Origin of the sequence: Ruegeria sp. AU67, from assembly GCF_900312795.1 — a bacterium.
GTDB lineage: Bacteria > Pseudomonadota > Alphaproteobacteria > Rhodobacterales > Rhodobacteraceae > Ruegeria > Ruegeria atlantica.
The window spans coordinates 384,422-401,700 of record NZ_OMPH01000011.1 but is presented as its reverse complement, the minus strand read 5'-3'; the positions used below and the strand labels follow the sequence as shown (position 1 = coordinate 401,700).

The following is a 17,279-nucleotide window of genomic DNA, read 5'->3' as shown; positions in this document are numbered from 1 at the left end:
CTTCCCACAAGGCCAAGGTATTAGACGGCAAGATAGGTATTTGAAATTTCTGGGTTTTCGTCGAGGTCAATAAAGCTGCCTTCGAACCGCATTTCGCCTTTTTCGATGATATAAGCCCGGTCCGACACGATACGCGCAAAATGTAGGTTCTGTTCACTGATCAGCACCGACAGCCCCTCTCGTTTCAGTTCCGCAATCACGCGGGCCATCTGTTCAACAATGACCGGCGCAATTCCTTCTGATGGTTCGTCCAACAGGACCAGCTTGGGATTGCCCATCAATGTACGGGCAATGGTCAGCATCTGTTGTTCCCCACCCGAAAGCTGTTTGCCCAGGTTCTTGCGACGCTCAGCCAGATTTGGGAACAGCTCGAACAAGTGGTCCTGTGTCCATTCGGGTGCATCTGGACGTGGTTCGCGGCGTCCGACTTCGAGGTTTTCTTCGATGGTCAGATCTCCGAAAATCCGACGGTCTTCGGGAACATAACCCATGCCAAGGCGACAGATCGCATGAGGGGAATTCCCCTGAACCTCGCGTTCTGCATAGCGGATGGTGCCATCAATGTGGCGCACCAATCCCATGATGGACTTCATGGTGGTTGATTTGCCCGCGCCGTTCCGGCCCATGAGCGCAACCACCTCGTTTTCGCCGACGCTCAGCGAAACACCATTGAGGATTTGAGCACGGCCGTACCAGGCCCCAAGGTTTTTGACGTCAAGCATGGGCGCTCTCCGCTTCAAAGACTGAGCCACCGCCCAGATATACCTCTTGGACCAATGGGTTGGTGCGGATTTCAGACCCTGTGCCTTCGGCGATCAACTCACCCCGGTTCAGCACCAGAATACGATGGGCATGGGCAAAAACGACGTCCATGTCATGTTCGGTGAACACCACACTCACGCCGCCTTTGGCCACGATTTCCGCGGTCAACGCCATTAGGGCTAGCCGTTCGGACGGTGCCATGCCCGCCGTCGGTTCGTCCATCAGCAGTAGGGCGGGCTCATGCGCCAGGGCAATCGCCAGTTCCAGCCTTTTTAGATCGCCATAAGCCAATTCCGAACATGCCCGTCCGGCCTGGTCCTGCATCGAGACCAGTTCCAGCAGCGCCATTGCCTCGTCCACATACATCCGCGTTGCGCGTGAAAACAGGTCAAACACCCGGCGGTGATACGAGATCAGCGCCATCTGGACATTTTCCACAACGGTCATCGACAGGAAGGTTGCCGTAATCTGGAACGTTCGACCGACACCCATACGCCATATCTTGCGCGGCGGGTGTCCGATCAGGGCCTGGCCGCGCAAGGATACGGAACCTGTATTCGGTTTTAGGTAGCCATTCAGCATGTTGAAACATGTGGTTTTGCCCGCGCCGTTGGGACCGATCAGGGCAAGGAATTCCCCTTCCTTCAGATCGAAATTCACATCCTTCACGGCCTGCACGCCGCCAAAGGATTTGGACAGGTTGCGGACTTCGAGAACGTTGGTCATGCCCGACCTCCTTTCAGGCCGCGCAACAGACGTTGAATACCGCCCGCAATCCCGTCAGGTGCCACTAGGACAACGATTAGAATGATGGCCCCGAAGATAAAGCGCCAGTAATCTAACCGCGTGACCCAATCCTCGATCAGGACAAAGGCACCGGCCCCCAGGATCGGACCCGCCAGTGCATGAATGCCACCCAGAAGAACCATGATCAGACCGTCGATGCTCAGCGCGATGCCGAGGCTGTCAGGAAAGACGCTGCCCTTGGAGAATGCAAAGACAACCCCGGCCAAACCGGCAAAGCCACCCGCCAGCACAAAGCCCATCCATTGATGAAACCGGGTATCGATGCCGATCGATTCAGCCCGGGTTTGGCTGTCGCGTATGCCGCGCAAGATATAGCCGAATGGAGAGAAGGCCACACGACGCAAAGCCCATATGCCGCCGATACAAAGGACGAAGGCAATGTAGAAGTAAACCTTGTCAGAGCTGGCCCATTTGGCAGGCCATACGCCAAGGATGCCATCATCCCCGCCGGTGAATTCCTGCCACTGAAACGTGACACCCCATAGAATCTGGGCCGCCGCCAAGGTCAACATTGCAAGGTAAACGCCCGATAGTCGAACGCAGAACCAACCGAAAAACAGCGCCGCAATGGCCGCGCAAACCGGACCGAAAAGCATAGCCGAGATCATGCCGAGCCCAAGGAATTTGACCGCCATCGCGGCACCATAGGCGCCAACGCCGAAATAGGCGGCATGTCCGAAACTGACCATGCCGCCAACACCCATCATGAAATGAAGCGATACGGCAAAAAGGGTTGCGACCATCACATCGACCATCAGGACCGAAGTAAAATCAGCAGTGAACAAGGGGCTAAGCGCCAGCACCAGCAGCGCGGCCATCAGCACCATTGCTGATTTCTGATCCATCAGCGCCAGTGGTTGGTCCGGTTCTTCCGGCGCGCCCTTTTCGCTGCCGGGTTTGCCGAACAAGCCATGCGGCCGGAAGATCAGGACAATCGCCATAATGACGAAGGGCAAAACGATTGAGATCTGCGGGAAGATCAGGATGGCAAAAGCGTTAAGGACCGAGATCAGAACCGCCGCTACAAACGCGCCGGACACGCTGCCCATACCGCCAATGACAACCACAACGAAGGCCTCACCAATGATGGACAGATCCATTTGCAGCGATACCGCCTCGCGCGGGATTTGCAGCGCGCCGCCCAAGCCAGCTAGGAATGACCCCAGAACGAAAGCCGCTGAAAACAACCAGGCTTGATTGACGCCAAGCGCTCCGACCATCTCGCGGTCTTGGGTTGCAGCGCGCACCAGAACACCCCATCGCGTTTTGTGAAACAGCAGCCAGATGGCCAGCAATACGACCGGCCCGATAGCAATCAAGGCGAGGTCATATTCGGGAATTGGTTCACCCATGATGCGAACCGCGCTATCCAATCCCGGCGCGCGCGGGCCCAGAAGGTCCTCTGCGCCCCAGATCGCCAGCGTGCCATCCTGAAAGATCAATACGACGCCAAACGTTGCGACCAGTTGGAACAGCTCGGGGGCGTGGTAAATGCGGCGTAGGATAGTGAGTTCGATGATCAGGCCGATCCCCCCGACGATCATTGCCGCCAAAATGACGCCAATCCAAAAGCCAAGGATGCTGCCGCTCCAGAGCGTGACCAGTGTGTAAGCGAGATAAGCGCCGACCATGTAGAACGAGCCATGCGCAAAGTTCACGATCCGCGTGACGCCGAAGATGATCGAAAGCCCGGATGCGATCAGGAAAAGCGAGGAAGCGTTCGCCAGTCCAGTCAGTAGCTGTGCAAAATAGAACCCCATCGGGCCACCGTCCCTTGTTCGTGTTCTTTTTGTGGGGCGGGGCAGTTATTGCCCCGCCAAAGTCGACTTATTCCGACGGACGCAAGGCTGCTGCGTCGTCTTCGGTGGGCAAGTAATCTGCCCCGTCGGCATAGGACCAGTCGACCATCGATGGTTTGCCGTCGACCGTTCCAGTCTTGCCGACATAGGCGCCCATCGTGGACTGATGGTCAGCCGCGCGGAAGGTGAAGGGGCCGGTTGGGCTACTGTCGACGGTCAGGCCCTCCATCGCGGCTAGCAAGGCGTCAGTGTCTATGGAATCGGCCTTTTCTAGTGCTGCGGCGATGGCAAGGATCGAGTTATATCCAACGATAGAACCGGTTTTGGGCGCTTCGCCGAACTTCTCGATATAGGCTTCAGCAAACGCCTGATGCTCGTCCGTTGTGATGTCGGTCGAGGGGTATCCGGTGACGATCCAACCCTCAGGGGCCTCAGCCCCCAGCGGGTCGAGATATTCCGGTTCTCCGGTCAGCAATGATGCCACGTCGCGATCCTCGAACAGGAACCGCAGCGAACCTTCGCGAACAAATTTGGCCAGATCGCCGCCGAAGGTCACGTTGTAAATCGCATCCGGTTTCGAGGCCTCAAGTGCGCGTACGGTGGAACCCGCGTCGATTTTGAACAGCGGTGGCCATTGTTCTTCGACAAATTCTACATCGGGGCGCAATTTGGTCAGTTCGGATTTGAAGGCCTTCACCGCATCCTGCCCATAGGCGTAGTTCGGCGCGACAGTCGCCCATTTCACGGCGTCGAGCTTGGCGGCCTGTTCGGCCAGCATCGCGGCCTGCATGTGGGTCGAGGGGCGCAGACGATAGGTGTATTTGTTGCCTTTGGACCAGACAATCGCGTCGGACAGGGGCTCGGACGCGATGAACAGGACTTCTTTCTGCTTGGCAAAATCGGAAACGGCCAGACCGATATTGGACAGGAAGGTGCCAAAGATCAGAACTGCACCGTCTTTTGAGACCAGTTCCTCGGCGATCCGGATTGCGGTGGCTGGATCACCGGTATCATCCCGGCTGATCACTTCCAGTTGCTTGCCGTCGATCCCGCCTGCGGCGTTGATCTGTTCGACCGCCAGTTGCCAACCTTTCTTGTAGGGCTCGGTAAAGGCGGGCAGACGGGTATAGCTGTTTACTTCACCCAAAACGATTGTGTCCTGGGCCAGGCTGACCCTAGCCGTCAAACCGGTGAAGGGCAGCGCCGCAAGCGCGCCCAGTACCGTGCGTCTGATCAGATTCATTTCAAATTCCTCCCAATGATCATTGTTCACGGCCAGTTATCCCGGCTTCTTAATGTGTTGTCAGCCCTAAAGAGCGCAGCTTCTACATTCAGCGCAGCCCGTCTTTGCCTTCTGCCTCCTCATTCGTCAGTCCGCCTACGCGCGGCAGCGGTCGTCCGCTGTCGGTGACCGCAACTGCCACCATGATCTCATTCGCGCGGGGCGCGTCGTTCAACTGCACTTCGATGCCGTCAAAATGGCTGCGCACATAGGCCGCGTCCTTGTGACCAAGCGGTACGTCCAGTACTTGCCCAGGGCTGCCCATCTTCTTCGAAGAAGGCACCAAGGCAGCGCCCTTTTCGACCTCTTTGCGTAGTGGCGCGCCCAACTTGGGGTGCAGGATGGCGGCGGCATGTTCCAGCTCGCCATTCTCACCGACCATCGCCGATTTGCCGTAGCTTTCGGCCTGTTCCGGTGTGATGTTAAGGGCCTCGACGCAGCGGCGACCCAACAAAGCGCCCAACTCTGCCCCGGTGTCCATCAGGGGTGTCAGATCCTCGACATATTGCCCGGCAAAGGGGTTTTCGATCACGGCCACGGCGACCGCCTTGCGCGTGGCGGGCGAGATCGGTCGCCCTGCCTCGATATGGGTTTCTTCAACGTTGACTGCGATCTTACGGATCTTTGTCATCTTAGGCCGTCCTCTCCTTTGATGTCCCAGGCCTCAAGCCCGCCCGAGCGCGAATGCACCCGCGGCCCGGTTGTCATGACCAGCGAAAAGGCCAGCTCGCCCGCGCGGGGGGCGTCATTGCAGCCCACTTCCATGCTGTCGAAATGGCTACGCACATATGAGGCGTTGATATGCGTGATCGGCACATCCAGCCGCGCACCCACGCCACCGACTTTTTTGGATGAGGGCACAATCGCATTGGCGGTGCCCAGCAACTGGCGCATTGAATAGCCACCCGGCGCGTGCCACAGCGCGCCGTGTTCCAGCTCGCCTCCTTCGCCAACCAAGGACCCTTTGCCGTACCCTTGGACGTTTTCCGGACCGCCCAACATGTCGATCAGGGTTTGCGCCATTTCCAAACCCAAAGGTTTGAGGTCTTCCATAAAACCCTGAATTTCGGGTTCGTAGCGGCCTGCGAACGGGTTGGCGATCACGGCCATGGCAGCCACCCGCATAAGCGGGGTGTCGGACAGCGGTCCGCCTTCGTGATAGATTTCTTCAAGCGAAAACAGCTTCTTTCGCAGTTGAACGTCAGGCATATTGTGAAACCTTTTGAGTGGTTGAGATCACCAGTCGAGACGCGCCCGTCTGGCGGGAGTGGGAGCCAAGAGACAGATGGGCGGCAGAGATCAAACCGCGTCCAAGCAAGGTCTCGGCAGTATTCAGGCCGTGTGACAGGGCATCTTGAATATCTTGGGCAGAGAGTTGGCCGACAAAAACCGGAACGGGCAGGTCGCCCAAATCGCTGTCATCGCGCAGTTGATTGGCCGGAAGGCGTCGGATGGCCGGATGCCCGGGCAGATCAACCGCATTGGCGATCAGCGTCGCTGCCACATCGGCCACTGCTGCGTTGCTGGCCAACACTGTAACGCTGTCGGCGATGCCAAGGCTCAAGCTGCGCCCGCCGCGACCCGACGTGGCAATGCCGCCAATCTTGTCGCTTGCACGGATAGCAATGCTGCCCAGATCGCACCCGTTAAGCCCGCTCATTGCGATGCGATAGTCCTGACCCGAGCCCAGATAAACAGCAATATCTCCGCCATTGTTGACCGACGCGCGATCCAGAGGTGTGGCGTGAAGCATGGCCGCCAGTACTTCGTCCGCGACAGCTCCGGCAACGGCGGCCATGCGTGTAACAAACACGTTGGAATGAGGGCGCGCAGCCTCATCCATGCGGCGCGCTACCCGTCCTTGAGGGCGGGCGCATTCAGCGGTCATGGGCATTTTCAGCAAACCCAGTTCATCCACCAAGCCCTGCAGCAAGGATTGGAACCGTAACTGGGCAGCTTCAAATGCAATATCGCGCGCCCCATCTGCCTCGACGATCAGGTCGATCGGGCCGTGTTGCAGATGCAATCTGCGACCACACGGCAATATGGCAGAGACGGGGTGCATCTGACCTTATGCTCCTTTCGCCCAGCGGTAATTTTTCGAAGACATGGGGTCGGGCTGGTTTTCGAACTGATCTACCTTGCGGATTTCGTCCGAGATGACATCTGCAACTGGCTTGATCTCATCCATGTGCCCGCCCAGCGTGCCATAATCGCTGACTCGCATCGTGAACTCGATGGGAGCGACCAGCGCCGGTGTTGGCACGTACCCGAACGATCCGGTGGGCATGTCCAGAACGTCGATCATCACGGTGATGCCGCCGCCGGGCCAGACATAAGCCTCGGCCCCACCGCAGGATACAAAAGTTAGCGAGTCCTTGACCGATTTCGTAAGACGAACCGGGTTTTCCGTGACGCCTGCCCGCAGGCTACCGCCAGCGCCGCCCATGAACAGAACCGAACAGACCGAAGGTTCGCAGTTTTCAGCAATTAACTCAGCAGAGGCTTCCAACGCCGGGGGGACTTCAACAGGCTGAGGTTTCAAGTCGGCATCCAGTTCAAAATAACCATATTGCTCGCCGGTGGTGGATACCATTAGAAGGCTCATACCTTCTCGTGCAAATTTTGGATTGAAATCGCCCAGAATTTTCAGCGGATCCTCGATATCCGTACCGCCCCAGCCGGTGCCGGGCTCTGCAACCTGAAAATACCGACCCGGGGTGGAACGACGACCATTGATCTTGATGCCCGTTGGTTCGACATCCAGTAATTTACCAGCCTGATGCTCGGACAGAACGCCAGTAATGTGGTCGTCGACCACTACCACGTCATCCACGTGTTCAATCCATTGCTTGGCGAACATTCCGATTGTGGCCGAGCCGCAGCCCACCCGCATCAGTTTTTCCTCAACCCCGTTGATGATGGGTGCTTTGCCGGCCTGAACAACCACCGTGGTTTCATGCCCTTCATCGCCGATCACCATCTCGACGGCCTCGCGATTGCAAAGCCGAAGCAGGGCATCGCAGGTGATCCGGCCTTCTTTCTTGGTGCCGCCGGTCAAGTGTTCTACACCGCCCAACGACAACATCTTCGACCCGTATTCCGAGGTCATGACGTGCCCGACCGGCTCACCATTTACGCGGACGACATCGCGTTCGTGGCCGATATGACGGTCGGTGTCGATCTTCACCTTGACGCCGCAATACGAGAATATCCCCTCGGTCACGACGGTGACCATATCCACGCCCGCCACATCTTGGCTGACGATGAAGGGCGCTGGTTTGTAGTCGGGATAGGTCGTGCCTGCGCCGACGGCCGTCACAAAGGGCCGTTTGCCCTGTACGATGTCGCCGTCCCAATCTTCGGGATCTTTGCCATCCTTCAGAAAGGGGACAAGCCGTGTGTCTTCTGTGCTTTCGATGATGGTCAGCGCATCCAGGCGGACTAGATCGCCACCATGGTTGGCATAACGGTCGCAGGCCCCGATTTTGCCGTCTCCGATATAGCACATCACCGGGCAGGCGTCGCAGCGGATTTTTTCCGGTGTTGTGCGCTCAGTTGCCATCTGTCAATTCCTTGATTGCTGTACGCATTTTTGCTGGCGTGGCGGGACCTTGGGTTAGTCGAACGCCGCAGGCGCGCTTGATTGCGTTGAATAGGGCTGGGGCCGTGGGGATCAACACGTGCTCTCCCAGGCCTTTGGCACCATAGGGCCCGTGGGCATCCTCTTCTTCGATTATTAGAGTTTCGATCGGGGGGATGTCACCAATGGTCGGGATCAGATAGTCGTGCAGGTTCTCGGTAAGGCCGGGCAGGTACTCTTCCATCAGCGCCATGCCAAGACCCTGCGCGATACCGCCCTGCACCTGACCCTCGACCAGCATCGGGTTAATCGCTTTCCCGACGTCATGGGCGGCCATGAATTTGATCGGTTTCACCGTGCCAAGTTTTGTGTCCACCTCGACAACAGCCAAATGCGCAGCATAGCCGAATTGAGCATAAGGTATCCCTTGACCGTTTTCGTCCAGCGGCTTTGTGGGCGGGTCATAGGTTTCTTCGGCGCGCAGGACGTAACCTTCGGCGTCCGGTTCCAGCACGGTCAGGTCGATTGAGTGTTGTTGCCCGTTGTCGTCCACCACAATCGTTCCTGCGCTCAGGGTGATCACGGCAGCAGGACCAGCGTTAACCCGGGACAGAATCTGCGCCCGCATCGATTCACCCGACAGACGTGAAGCGCTGCCAGAGACATAGGTCTGACGTGAGGCCGAGGTTTTGCCCGCGTCTGGCGTGACATCCGTATCGGCCCCGATGATTTCGATCTGCGCAACCGGGACGCCAAGCGCCGTGGCAAAGATCTGCGTGATCACGGTGTTCGCCCCTTGGCCGATATCCATCGCCCCTTGGTGCAAGACCAAACTGCCATCTGACCGGATGCCCGATTTGATCGTCGACGGGTTGGGCAACGAAGTGTTGCCGCACCCGTACCAACCTGCCGCCAGTCCAACGCCGCGCTTCAAGGTATTGTTTCTTGCGTTGAATTCCTGAACCGCTGCATTTTCGTCGGTCCACGCGGGACGCAGCGCTTCGAGGCAGGCGCGAATGCCAACACCCTGATCGAAGATCTGCCCGCAAACGGTGGGGACCCCATTCTCCAGCGCATTGTTGATGCGGAAATCAAGCGCGTCGATGCCCAACTTGTCCGCCAACTCATCGAACAGGCATTCCTGCGCGATGGCTGATTGCGGAACGCCAAAGCCGCGGAATGCGCCCGACGGCGGGCAATGCGTATGGATGCCTTTGGCTTCGGCGCGGTAGTCGGTGATTTTGTACGGCCCCGAGGCATGAACAGGAACCCGGTTGGCCACGGTCGGACCCCAGCTGGCATAGGCGCCTGTGTTGAACAGCCCGTCAAATGTCATCCCACTGATGCGGCCGTCCTTGGTTGCCCCGATCCTGACCCGCAAGTCGGAAGGGTGGCGTTTGGTGGTGGACTGCATGGACTCTGTCCGCGAATAGGTCAGTCGCACCGGCTTGCCGGTTTTGAGCGCGGCAAGAGCCAGATAAGGCTGAACCGAAATATCGAGTTTTGAGCCGAACCCGCCGCCGACCCCGGTCGGGGCAATACGGATCTGATCGCGCGGCATCCCCAAGATGATCTCCAGCGCGTCCAGGTCCATCACCGGAGCTTGCGTGCAGGCATGGACTTCGACCCGCCCGTTCACGATCTCGGCGAACCCGGCCTCAGGCTCGATATACCCATGTTCGACAAAGCCCGAGCGGAAATGGCCTTCGACCACAACATCTGCGTTGGCCAACGCGGTTTCTGGTGTCCCGCATTTCACGAAACCGGCACACATAACGTTGCCGTCGCGATCTGGGTGTAGCTGCGCGGCTAGGGGTGTCATGGCGTCCGGTGAATCCAGCGCTGCGGGTCTTTCTTCCCACGTTACTGGAAAATCTGCTGGATCGAATGTTGCCAGAATCTCGGGCAGACCAATGATGGCGGCGACAGCCTCGCCACGGAACCGAGCCTCGGTCTCCGCGAATACAGGTTGGTCGGCAAAGTCGGGAATAACGCCAAAGTTGTTGCGCCCGGGAATGTCGGCCGCAGTCAGGACTGCTTCGATCCCAGGGGTCTTATTGGCCCAAGTGTCCAGATCGCCAAGTGTAAACCTGGCACGGTGGTAAGGGGAACGGATGACATAGATTTCCAATGTACCTGCCGGGGCAACATCATCGCCAAAAAGCTCTGTGCCTGTGACCTTGTCGTGCCCATCCACGCGCCAGATGGCTTCGCCCGCGTGTCCCAATGATGCTTCGGGCAAAGCAGGCGCACCAGCGGCGACCACGGCATCGATAATCTTTCGATACCCGGTGCAGCGGCACAAAACACCGCCTAGGGCATCCTGGACCTGCTCATTGTTTGGCTCAGGAGTCTCGCGCAGCAATGCGACGGCAGCGGTCATCATGCCCGGCGTGCAGATTCCGCACTGCGCCGCACCGTGGTTTTGAAAGCTTTCTGCCAGACGTTTGGCAATCTGGTCATCTTGCGTCAGCCCGGACACCGTTTCCACAGACCGCCCAGCAGCCTGTTGCGCCGGAACCAGGCAGGCACAGACCGGATCACCATCGACCAGAACGGTGCAAGCACCGCAGTCGCCGGCGTTGCATCCGATCTTGACGTCGCGTGCTGACAGCCGCTCGCGCAACATTTCCGACAGGCGCTCACCCACGCGCGGCACCGCGCTGACGGGGTGGCCGTTCAGGTTGAATTCGGTCGTGATTTCATCAGCGCGTTTATCCATGGTGTTGTCCCGCCTCTGCGATTGCCCGGACACATTGTTCTGTCACAGAGTCCAGTCGGAATGCGGCGTCCCCGCGGACGTCATCAATGGGGCTAAGCGGTGCCAAATGCTCTGATGAAACTTCAACCGTTTCAGGGGATTTCCCGATCAAATCGGCTTCGAGCTGTACCAGCCTTTGTGCCACGGCTGACGCAGCCCCCACGGCGACGCGCGCATAGTTGATCCGGCGGTTTTCATCGAGGCCGATGATGACAGAAGTCATCGTGATCGAGATCACAAGGTATCGTCGCGCGCCGAGTTTTTCGAAATGTCCAACAGTCCCTTTGGGCGGATCGGGCAGGTAGATCGCGGTTACAATCTCGTCGCCGGACAGCGCCGTTTTGCGCACGCCAGTGATGAACTTTGACAGCGGAACCTCGCGAAAGCCACGGGCCGAGCCAAGCTCAACGCTAGCCTCCAGCGTCAGCAGCGGTGGCACGCCGTCAGCGGCAGGCGAGGCATTGCACAGGTTCCCTGCAATCGTGCCGCTGTTCTGGATCTGCAGGCTACCGACTTCCCGCGCTGCCATTTGCAGGCCCCTAAATGCTACGGGCAAATTGGCCCCGGCAATGTCTGTCCAGCTTGTTGTGGCTCCGATTCTCCAACGGTCATCCACAAGTTGGATGCCCGAAAGACCATTGATGCGTGTGACGTCCAATATGTCGGTGTGCAGCTCATGACGCTGCCGGGATGGGAAAAAGTCAGTGCCGCCAGCGACAACCGTCAGATCTTTGCTGGTCAGCAAGTCAAATGCATCATCGAGCGTGTTGGGAGAAAGATACCGCAAAGTGTCTATCCTGATGAGAAATTTCTCGTTAGTACACAAATGATATTACGCGAACAAAAAAAATGTCAACGATTTGTTTGGCCTGGTTCGTGTTTATCATGAGCGCCGGCGGAGGATTGGGTCGCGGATATTCAGTCGATTGATCTTTCCCCTTATTTTCAAAGCCAATTGAGGAGCACGCACTTTAGTCGCGATAAAATTGAGCGATATGACAGTGCATTGCCCAATTTGTTTCACGAACGTCCAGAAGTTCTAAAATTCGTCAGTAATTCGTTGACACACTAACAAACAGACATGAAGATAGTGATCGATCACTCACCCATGTGTGGATCTTACAACGGGCTGAAACCTACCGCCTGGTGTCAATAGGGAGGAAGAAATGAACAAGTTCAATTTGATGATGGCGACCGCACTTGCTGCTGGTCTTGTTGCAGGGGCCGCTGCAGCACAGGAAAAAGTACGAATCGCTTTCATTGATCCGCTATCCGGGCCATTTGCGACGACGGGCACACAAGGCCTGGCGATCTATCGCCACAGCGTCAAAGAGCTGGTGAACGAACCAGGCGCGCTGTTGGATGGGAATGCCGAATTCGAGATGGTGCCTTTCGACAACAAGATCAGCGCAAAGGAATCGCTCATCCAGTTGCAGGTTGCCATGGATCAAGGCATTCGCATCATCGCTCAGGGCGCATCATCCGGCGTGGCGAACGCGCTGACCGAAGCCATTGCCAAGCACAATCGTCGCAATCATGATGATCCGGTTATCTTCCTCAACCACTCGGCCGTTGACCCGGCGTTGACCAATGACAAGTGCCAGTTCTGGCATTTCCGCTTTGACGCCAATGCTGACATCAAAATGGACGCGCTGACCGATGATATTGCGGCCAATCCGGATATCAAAAAAGTCTATGTGATCGGTCAGGACTATTCGTTCGGTAAGGCTGTTGCTGCGGCAGCGCAGCGGTTCCTTCAGGAAAAGCGTCCCGATATTGAGATTGTCGGAAACGAGTTGCATCCGATCGGCAAAGTCAAAGACTTCACGCCTTACGCGCGCAAGATTGTTGGTTCGGGCGCAGATGCCGTGATCACCGGTAACTGGGGCGGCGATATGGTCGGTCTGGGCAAGGCGGTCATGGGTGCCGGTTTCGACAAGCCGATCTACACCTACTATGGCGCGACCTCGGGCATCACCGCGGCCTTTGGTGAAGAAGGCGACGGTATCGTCAAGCTGGTTGGCGCAGGTCAGGTAAACCCCGCCCCAACACCGGAAGCGCAAGAGTTCATCGAAGCCTTCTATGTAAGCTTCCCGGATCTGGACTTCGGTCAGCCTCAGATGGCGAATGTTGCACCGATGCTGGCGGCCGCGATCAACGAAGTGGGCAACGCCACGGATATCAAGGCGATCGCCTACGCGCTGGAAGGCATGGAGTACGACAGCATTGTCACAGGCAAGACATTGATGCGCGAAAGCGATCACCAGACGATCCAAACAGTGACGGTGCAAGGGCAGACACCCGAGGCTGCATTCGACTATGACAATTCTGGCCGTGGTATGGTTGCAGAAACGGTTGTCGAACTGGCGTCCAATGACTCGTCCACCACGTGCGAGATGAAGCGCCCATAACCCTCTAACCACTCTGGTGGTCCGTCCGAAATCCGGGCGGGCCGCCAGGCTACCACTCAATAAAATGCAGGGAGACACGTAATGGCGCTGTTCCTCGTGAACGTGTTGGATGGATTTGTGACTGGTTTGTTGCTGTTCATGCTATGCAGCGGTCTGACACTGATCTTTTCCATGATGGGCGTTCTGAACTTTGCTCATGCCAGTTTTTACATGCTGGGTGCCTATTTCGCCTATCAGATCAGCCTCGTCACCGGGTTCTGGGTCGGCTTGCTTGTCGCGCCATTGATTGTCGGTTTGATCGGAGCTCTGATCGAGCGATACGGGTTAAGACGAGTTCACAAATACGGGCATGTGCCGGAACTGATCTTTACCTTTGGTCTTGCGCTGCTGATTGAAGAAACGATTCAATTCTTCTGGGGCAAAAGTCAGCTTCCCTTCTCGGAACCTGCCGCGCTGGATTTTGCAGCTTTCGCTATCGCTGGAAATGCTTTCCCTGCCTACAAGGTTTTCATGATCGCCGTCGCAATGGGGATCTTCCTGACACTGCTATACATTCTGACCAAGACCCGTATTGGCATGACAATTCAGGCCGCGCTCAGCTATCCCGAAACCGTGCAGAACCTGGGTCACAACGTACCGTTGGTCTTTATGTGCGTGTTTGGCGTGGGAACCGCGATGGCCGGGCTGGCCGGTGTCATCGCTGGTCCGGTTCTGGGGGTTTTCCCTGGTATGGCCTTGCAGCTGGGTTCGATCGTTTTTGTGACCATTGTGATCGGCGGCCTGGGTTCGCTTTGGGGCGCCTTGGTTGCATCCCTGATTATCGGCTGGCTTCAGACCTTTGCCACCGCCTACGACGTCACGGCCGAACAAGTGCTGACCGCGATCGGCTTTACCAAGCCAGAGATGATCTGGGATCATCCGCTGCAGGACCTGTGGACACTTACGCTGCCTCAGCTTGGCCCGATCTTGCCGTACCTGTTGATGATCATCGTTCTTGTTCTGCGCCCGCAAGGTCTTATGGGGAACCGTGAATCATGAGTATCGCTAGTAAGACGCCCTTAACTGCGGGGACTACCCGGCTGATATCGCTATCGAACGTGATGCCCTGGACATTTGCCTCTCTGTTCCTGTTGTGCTTGCCATTTGTGTTCCAGTCCAGTTCGGCGCTGACGATCATGAACCAGATGGCAATCACTATCGTCTTTGCGCTGAGCTACAACATATTGCTGGGACAGGGCGGCATGCTGTCCTTTGGTCATGCGGTCTATATGGGTCTTGGCGGGTTCTTCGCCATGCACGTGATGAACATGGTCGAGGACGAGCTGTGGTTGCCTTTGCCGTTTCTTCCGATAGTCGGAGGCATGTTCGGCATGATCTTCGCCTTCCTGATCGGTAGTTTTTCGACCCGCCGGGCGGGCACGGTATTCGCTATGATCTCGCTTGGTGTCGGAGAGCTGATCGCCGCCTGTTCTGTCATCATCGTCGTGTTCTTTGGCGGCGAAGAAGGCATCTCGGGCGACCGGACCATGGGACCGCCAGTGTTCGGATATGAATTCCTTACACAGCAAGAGGTTTATTACCTTACAGTCGTGTGGCTTTTGGTGGCAGCGCTGCTGATGTATCTGTTCTCGCGTACGCCGATCGGGAGGATCGCCAACGCAGTACGCGACAACGAAGAACGCGCCGAGTTTTTGGGGTATTCTCAGCGCAATGTTCGCTGGATTTCCTTCTGTGCTTCGGGCTTTTTTGCCGGTGTTGCCGGGTCGTTGTTCGCGATCAATTTTGAGATTCTGACCGAGGAAAACCTGAACCTTGCGACGTCAGGCTCGATCCTGCTGATCACCTTCATTGGTGGGGCTGGTTTCTTTGTCGGGCCTATCATCGGTGCGGTCGTGTTCACCTTGCTTCAAACGGTTCTTGGCCTGCATACCGAATTATGGGCGTTGTATCTGGGCATTTTGTTCGTGGCCTGTGTGATGTTCTTCCCGTCTGGTTTTGCCGGGTTGATCGCGATGCATCGACGCCCGCTCGCCTTGGGTAGACTGAAATTGCTGATCAAGCCGTATCTCAAGGTGGCAATCCCTGCGATCACGAGTGTCTTGTCCCTGGCCGCCATTTTGGAAATCCTTTTCCACAAGCGGCACGGATACGGTGGCGATCACGAGATGCATCTCTATGGCATTGCCTTTGATAGTGGCGGCTATCAGGCCGTAGCGTTTGCAACAATCATCGCCGCAATCTCCCTCTTCCTAGTGTCGCGTGTTTTGCCGGAAACCCGTGAAGCCTGGGACAATGCGAACCATGCGGAGAATCGGGCATGAGCGCTCCTGCTATTGAGCTAAAAAATCTCGAGAAGAGCTTTGGTCTGGCCAAGATTATCCAAGGCGTGAACCTGCAGATCGCCAAGGGTGAACGCCACGCGGTCATCGGGCCGAACGGGGCCGGGAAATCGACCCTGTTCAACCTGATCACCGGGCGGTTCGCGCCGACCTCGGGCGGGGTGTTTCTGCACGGCGTAGATGTCACCGGGTTGAAGCCCTTCGAGATCAACCGCCGTGGTCTCAGCCGATCTTTCCAGATCACCAACATTTTTCCCAACATGACCGTGTTCGAAAACATTCGGTGTGGGTTGTTGTGGACAATGGGGTATCGCTACTCCTTTTGGCACATGATTGGCCGCCAACTGGACGTTACAGAAAAGGCTGACGGTATTCTGGCGCAGATCAATCTGAGTTCGCGCCGGAATGAACTGGCTGGCACGCTGGCATATGCCGAACAGCGCGCGCTTGAGATCGGGATCACGATTGCAGGTGGGGCAGATATCATTCTGCTGGACGAACCCTGCGCCGGGATGAGCCATTCGGAAACCGACCTGATCGTCGACCTGATCCGTAACGTGACCGAGGATAAGACGCTATTGATTGTCGAGCACGACATGGGCGTGATTTTCGATTTGGCGGACAAGATCTCGGTCCTTGTTTATGGCGAAGTGATCGAATCCGACACGCCGGACGTAGTGCGCGCATCGGCGAAAGTGAAAGAAGCCTATCTGGGCGCAAGTTTGGAAGAGGAGGCGGTGTAATGCTTCAGGTCACCGACTTGCACGCTTATTACGGAAAAAGTCACATTCTTCAGGGGGTGAACCTTGAAGTGGGCGAGGGCGAAATCGTCTCGCTGCTGGGGCGCAACGGGGTTGGGCGATCAACCACCTGCAAGGCGATCATGGGCGAGGTCGCGCCACATGGGTCGATCAAGTTCCGCGGCCAGGAGATCGCTGGCCGCAAGAGCTTTGAGATTGCCAAGGCCGGGATTGGCTACGTGCCTGAAAACCGGGATATCTTTCCCGGTCTCACAACGCGCCAAAACCTGATATTGGGGCTGAAACCTGGCCAAAAGGACGGCGATGGCCGCTGGTGTATCGAGGATATGTTCGAGATGTTTCCCAACCTGCGCAATCGTGCGGATGTGGATGCCTCAGTCATGTCGGGCGGCGAAAAGCAAATGCTGACGATCTGCCGCGCCTTGATGGGCAACCCCGATTTCATCATGATCGACGAGCCGACCGAAGGTCTGGCCCCGAAGATTGTTGAGCAAGTGGGGGATATGCTGCTGCAAATTGCCGAGCGTGGTGTCTCGATCTTGTTGGTCGAGCAAAAGCTGACCATCGCTTTGCGTGTGACCAACCGGGTTTACGTCATGGGTCACGGGCACATGGTTTACGAAGGCACCCCGCAGGCATTGCGCGAAAATGACGAAATCCGGAAGGAATGGCTGGAGGTCTGAAGCATCGCTGCAGGCATTTCGCTATAGCAAGCCGTGTTGTCAGCTATACCGTAAAAAATTGAAAGGAACTCCGTACATGCGGAGTTCCCTT

Annotated in this window: 15 protein-coding genes; 5 read left to right on the top strand and 10 right to left on the bottom strand. The window is 57.0% G+C overall.

Features of this window, described 5'->3' with window-relative positions; genetic code table 11:
- Positions 1–20: 20 nt before the first annotated feature.
- The 10 genes from DK510_RS04865 to DK510_RS04820 all read right to left on the bottom strand — a co-directional run bounded on the left by DK510_RS04865 (position 21) and on the right by DK510_RS04820 (position 11,781).
- Entirely contained in the window at positions 21–722 is a 702-nt protein-coding gene (locus tag DK510_RS04865) for an ABC transporter ATP-binding protein (RefSeq protein ID WP_109311141.1), read from the bottom strand.
- Entirely contained in the window at positions 715–1,488 is a 774-nt protein-coding gene (locus DK510_RS04860) for an ABC transporter ATP-binding protein (RefSeq protein WP_108859587.1), read from the bottom strand. Before DK510_RS04860 ends, DK510_RS04865 begins: the two co-directional genes overlap by 8 nt.
- Positions 1,485–3,329 carry an ABC transporter permease gene (locus DK510_RS04855; RefSeq protein ID WP_109311140.1) on the bottom strand — a complete coding sequence of 615 codons (1,845 nt, stop codon included), beginning with the start codon at positions 3,327–3,329 and terminating at the stop codon, positions 1,485–1,487. Before DK510_RS04855 ends, DK510_RS04860 begins: the two co-directional genes overlap by 4 nt.
- 67 nt (positions 3,330–3,396) lie before the next feature.
- Positions 3,397–4,611, bottom strand: coding sequence for an ABC transporter substrate-binding protein (locus DK510_RS04850; RefSeq protein ID WP_109311197.1), 1,215 nt, complete (start codon positions 4,609–4,611; stop codon positions 3,397–3,399).
- 88 nt (positions 4,612–4,699) lie between these two features.
- Positions 4,700–5,281 carry an amino acid synthesis family protein gene (locus tag DK510_RS04845; RefSeq protein ID WP_109311139.1) on the bottom strand — a complete coding sequence of 194 codons (582 nt, stop codon included), beginning with the start codon at positions 5,279–5,281 and terminating at the stop codon, positions 4,700–4,702.
- Positions 5,278–5,859 carry an amino acid synthesis family protein gene (locus DK510_RS04840; RefSeq protein WP_109311138.1) on the bottom strand — a complete coding sequence of 194 codons (582 nt, stop codon included), beginning with the start codon at positions 5,857–5,859 and terminating at the stop codon, positions 5,278–5,280. The genes DK510_RS04845 and DK510_RS04840 overlap by 4 nt, the downstream gene beginning before the upstream one ends.
- On the bottom strand, positions 5,852–6,715 hold the full coding sequence (locus DK510_RS04835; protein ID WP_109311137.1) for a UPF0280 family protein: 864 nt from the start codon (positions 6,713–6,715) through the stop codon (positions 5,852–5,854). The genes DK510_RS04840 and DK510_RS04835 overlap by 8 nt, the downstream gene beginning before the upstream one ends.
- A 6-nt stretch (positions 6,716–6,721) precedes the next feature.
- Complete coding sequence (locus DK510_RS04830) at positions 6,722–8,215, bottom strand: 6-hydroxynicotinate reductase (RefSeq protein ID WP_109311136.1); 1,494 nt, start codon at positions 8,213–8,215, stop codon at positions 6,722–6,724.
- Positions 8,205–10,955: a molybdopterin cofactor-binding domain-containing protein gene (locus tag DK510_RS04825; protein WP_109311135.1), complete on the bottom strand. Its 2,751-nt coding sequence runs from the start codon at positions 10,953–10,955 to the stop codon at positions 8,205–8,207. Before DK510_RS04825 ends, DK510_RS04830 begins: the two co-directional genes overlap by 11 nt.
- On the bottom strand, positions 10,948–11,781 hold the full coding sequence (locus tag DK510_RS04820) for a xanthine dehydrogenase family protein subunit M (protein WP_109311134.1): 834 nt from the start codon (positions 11,779–11,781) through the stop codon (positions 10,948–10,950). Before DK510_RS04820 ends, DK510_RS04825 begins: the two co-directional genes overlap by 8 nt.
- A 379-nt stretch (positions 11,782–12,160) precedes the next feature.
- On the opposite strand from DK510_RS04820, the gene DK510_RS04815 reads away from it, so the two are divergent.
- The 5 genes from DK510_RS04815 (at position 12,161) to DK510_RS04795 (ending at position 17,188) form a co-directional block, all read left to right on the top strand.
- Entirely contained in the window at positions 12,161–13,405 is a 1,245-nt protein-coding gene (locus DK510_RS04815) for a branched-chain amino acid ABC transporter substrate-binding protein (RefSeq protein ID WP_109311133.1), read from the top strand.
- A gap of 81 nt (positions 13,406–13,486) precedes the next feature.
- Positions 13,487–14,443 carry a branched-chain amino acid ABC transporter permease gene (locus DK510_RS04810; RefSeq protein ID WP_109311132.1) on the top strand — a complete coding sequence of 319 codons (957 nt, stop codon included), beginning with the start codon at positions 13,487–13,489 and terminating at the stop codon, positions 14,441–14,443.
- Positions 14,440–15,726 (top strand): branched-chain amino acid ABC transporter permease, encoded by a 1,287-nt coding sequence (locus DK510_RS04805; RefSeq protein ID WP_109311131.1) that lies wholly within the window; start codon positions 14,440–14,442, stop codon positions 15,724–15,726. The genes DK510_RS04810 and DK510_RS04805 overlap by 4 nt, the downstream gene beginning before the upstream one ends.
- Positions 15,723–16,487: an ABC transporter ATP-binding protein gene (locus DK510_RS04800; protein ID WP_109311130.1), complete on the top strand. Its 765-nt coding sequence runs from the start codon at positions 15,723–15,725 to the stop codon at positions 16,485–16,487. Before DK510_RS04805 ends, DK510_RS04800 begins: the two co-directional genes overlap by 4 nt.
- Positions 16,487–17,188: an ABC transporter ATP-binding protein gene (locus tag DK510_RS04795; protein WP_109311129.1), complete on the top strand. Its 702-nt coding sequence runs from the start codon at positions 16,487–16,489 to the stop codon at positions 17,186–17,188. The genes DK510_RS04800 and DK510_RS04795 overlap by 1 nt, the downstream gene beginning before the upstream one ends.
- Positions 17,189–17,279 lie beyond the last annotated feature (91 nt).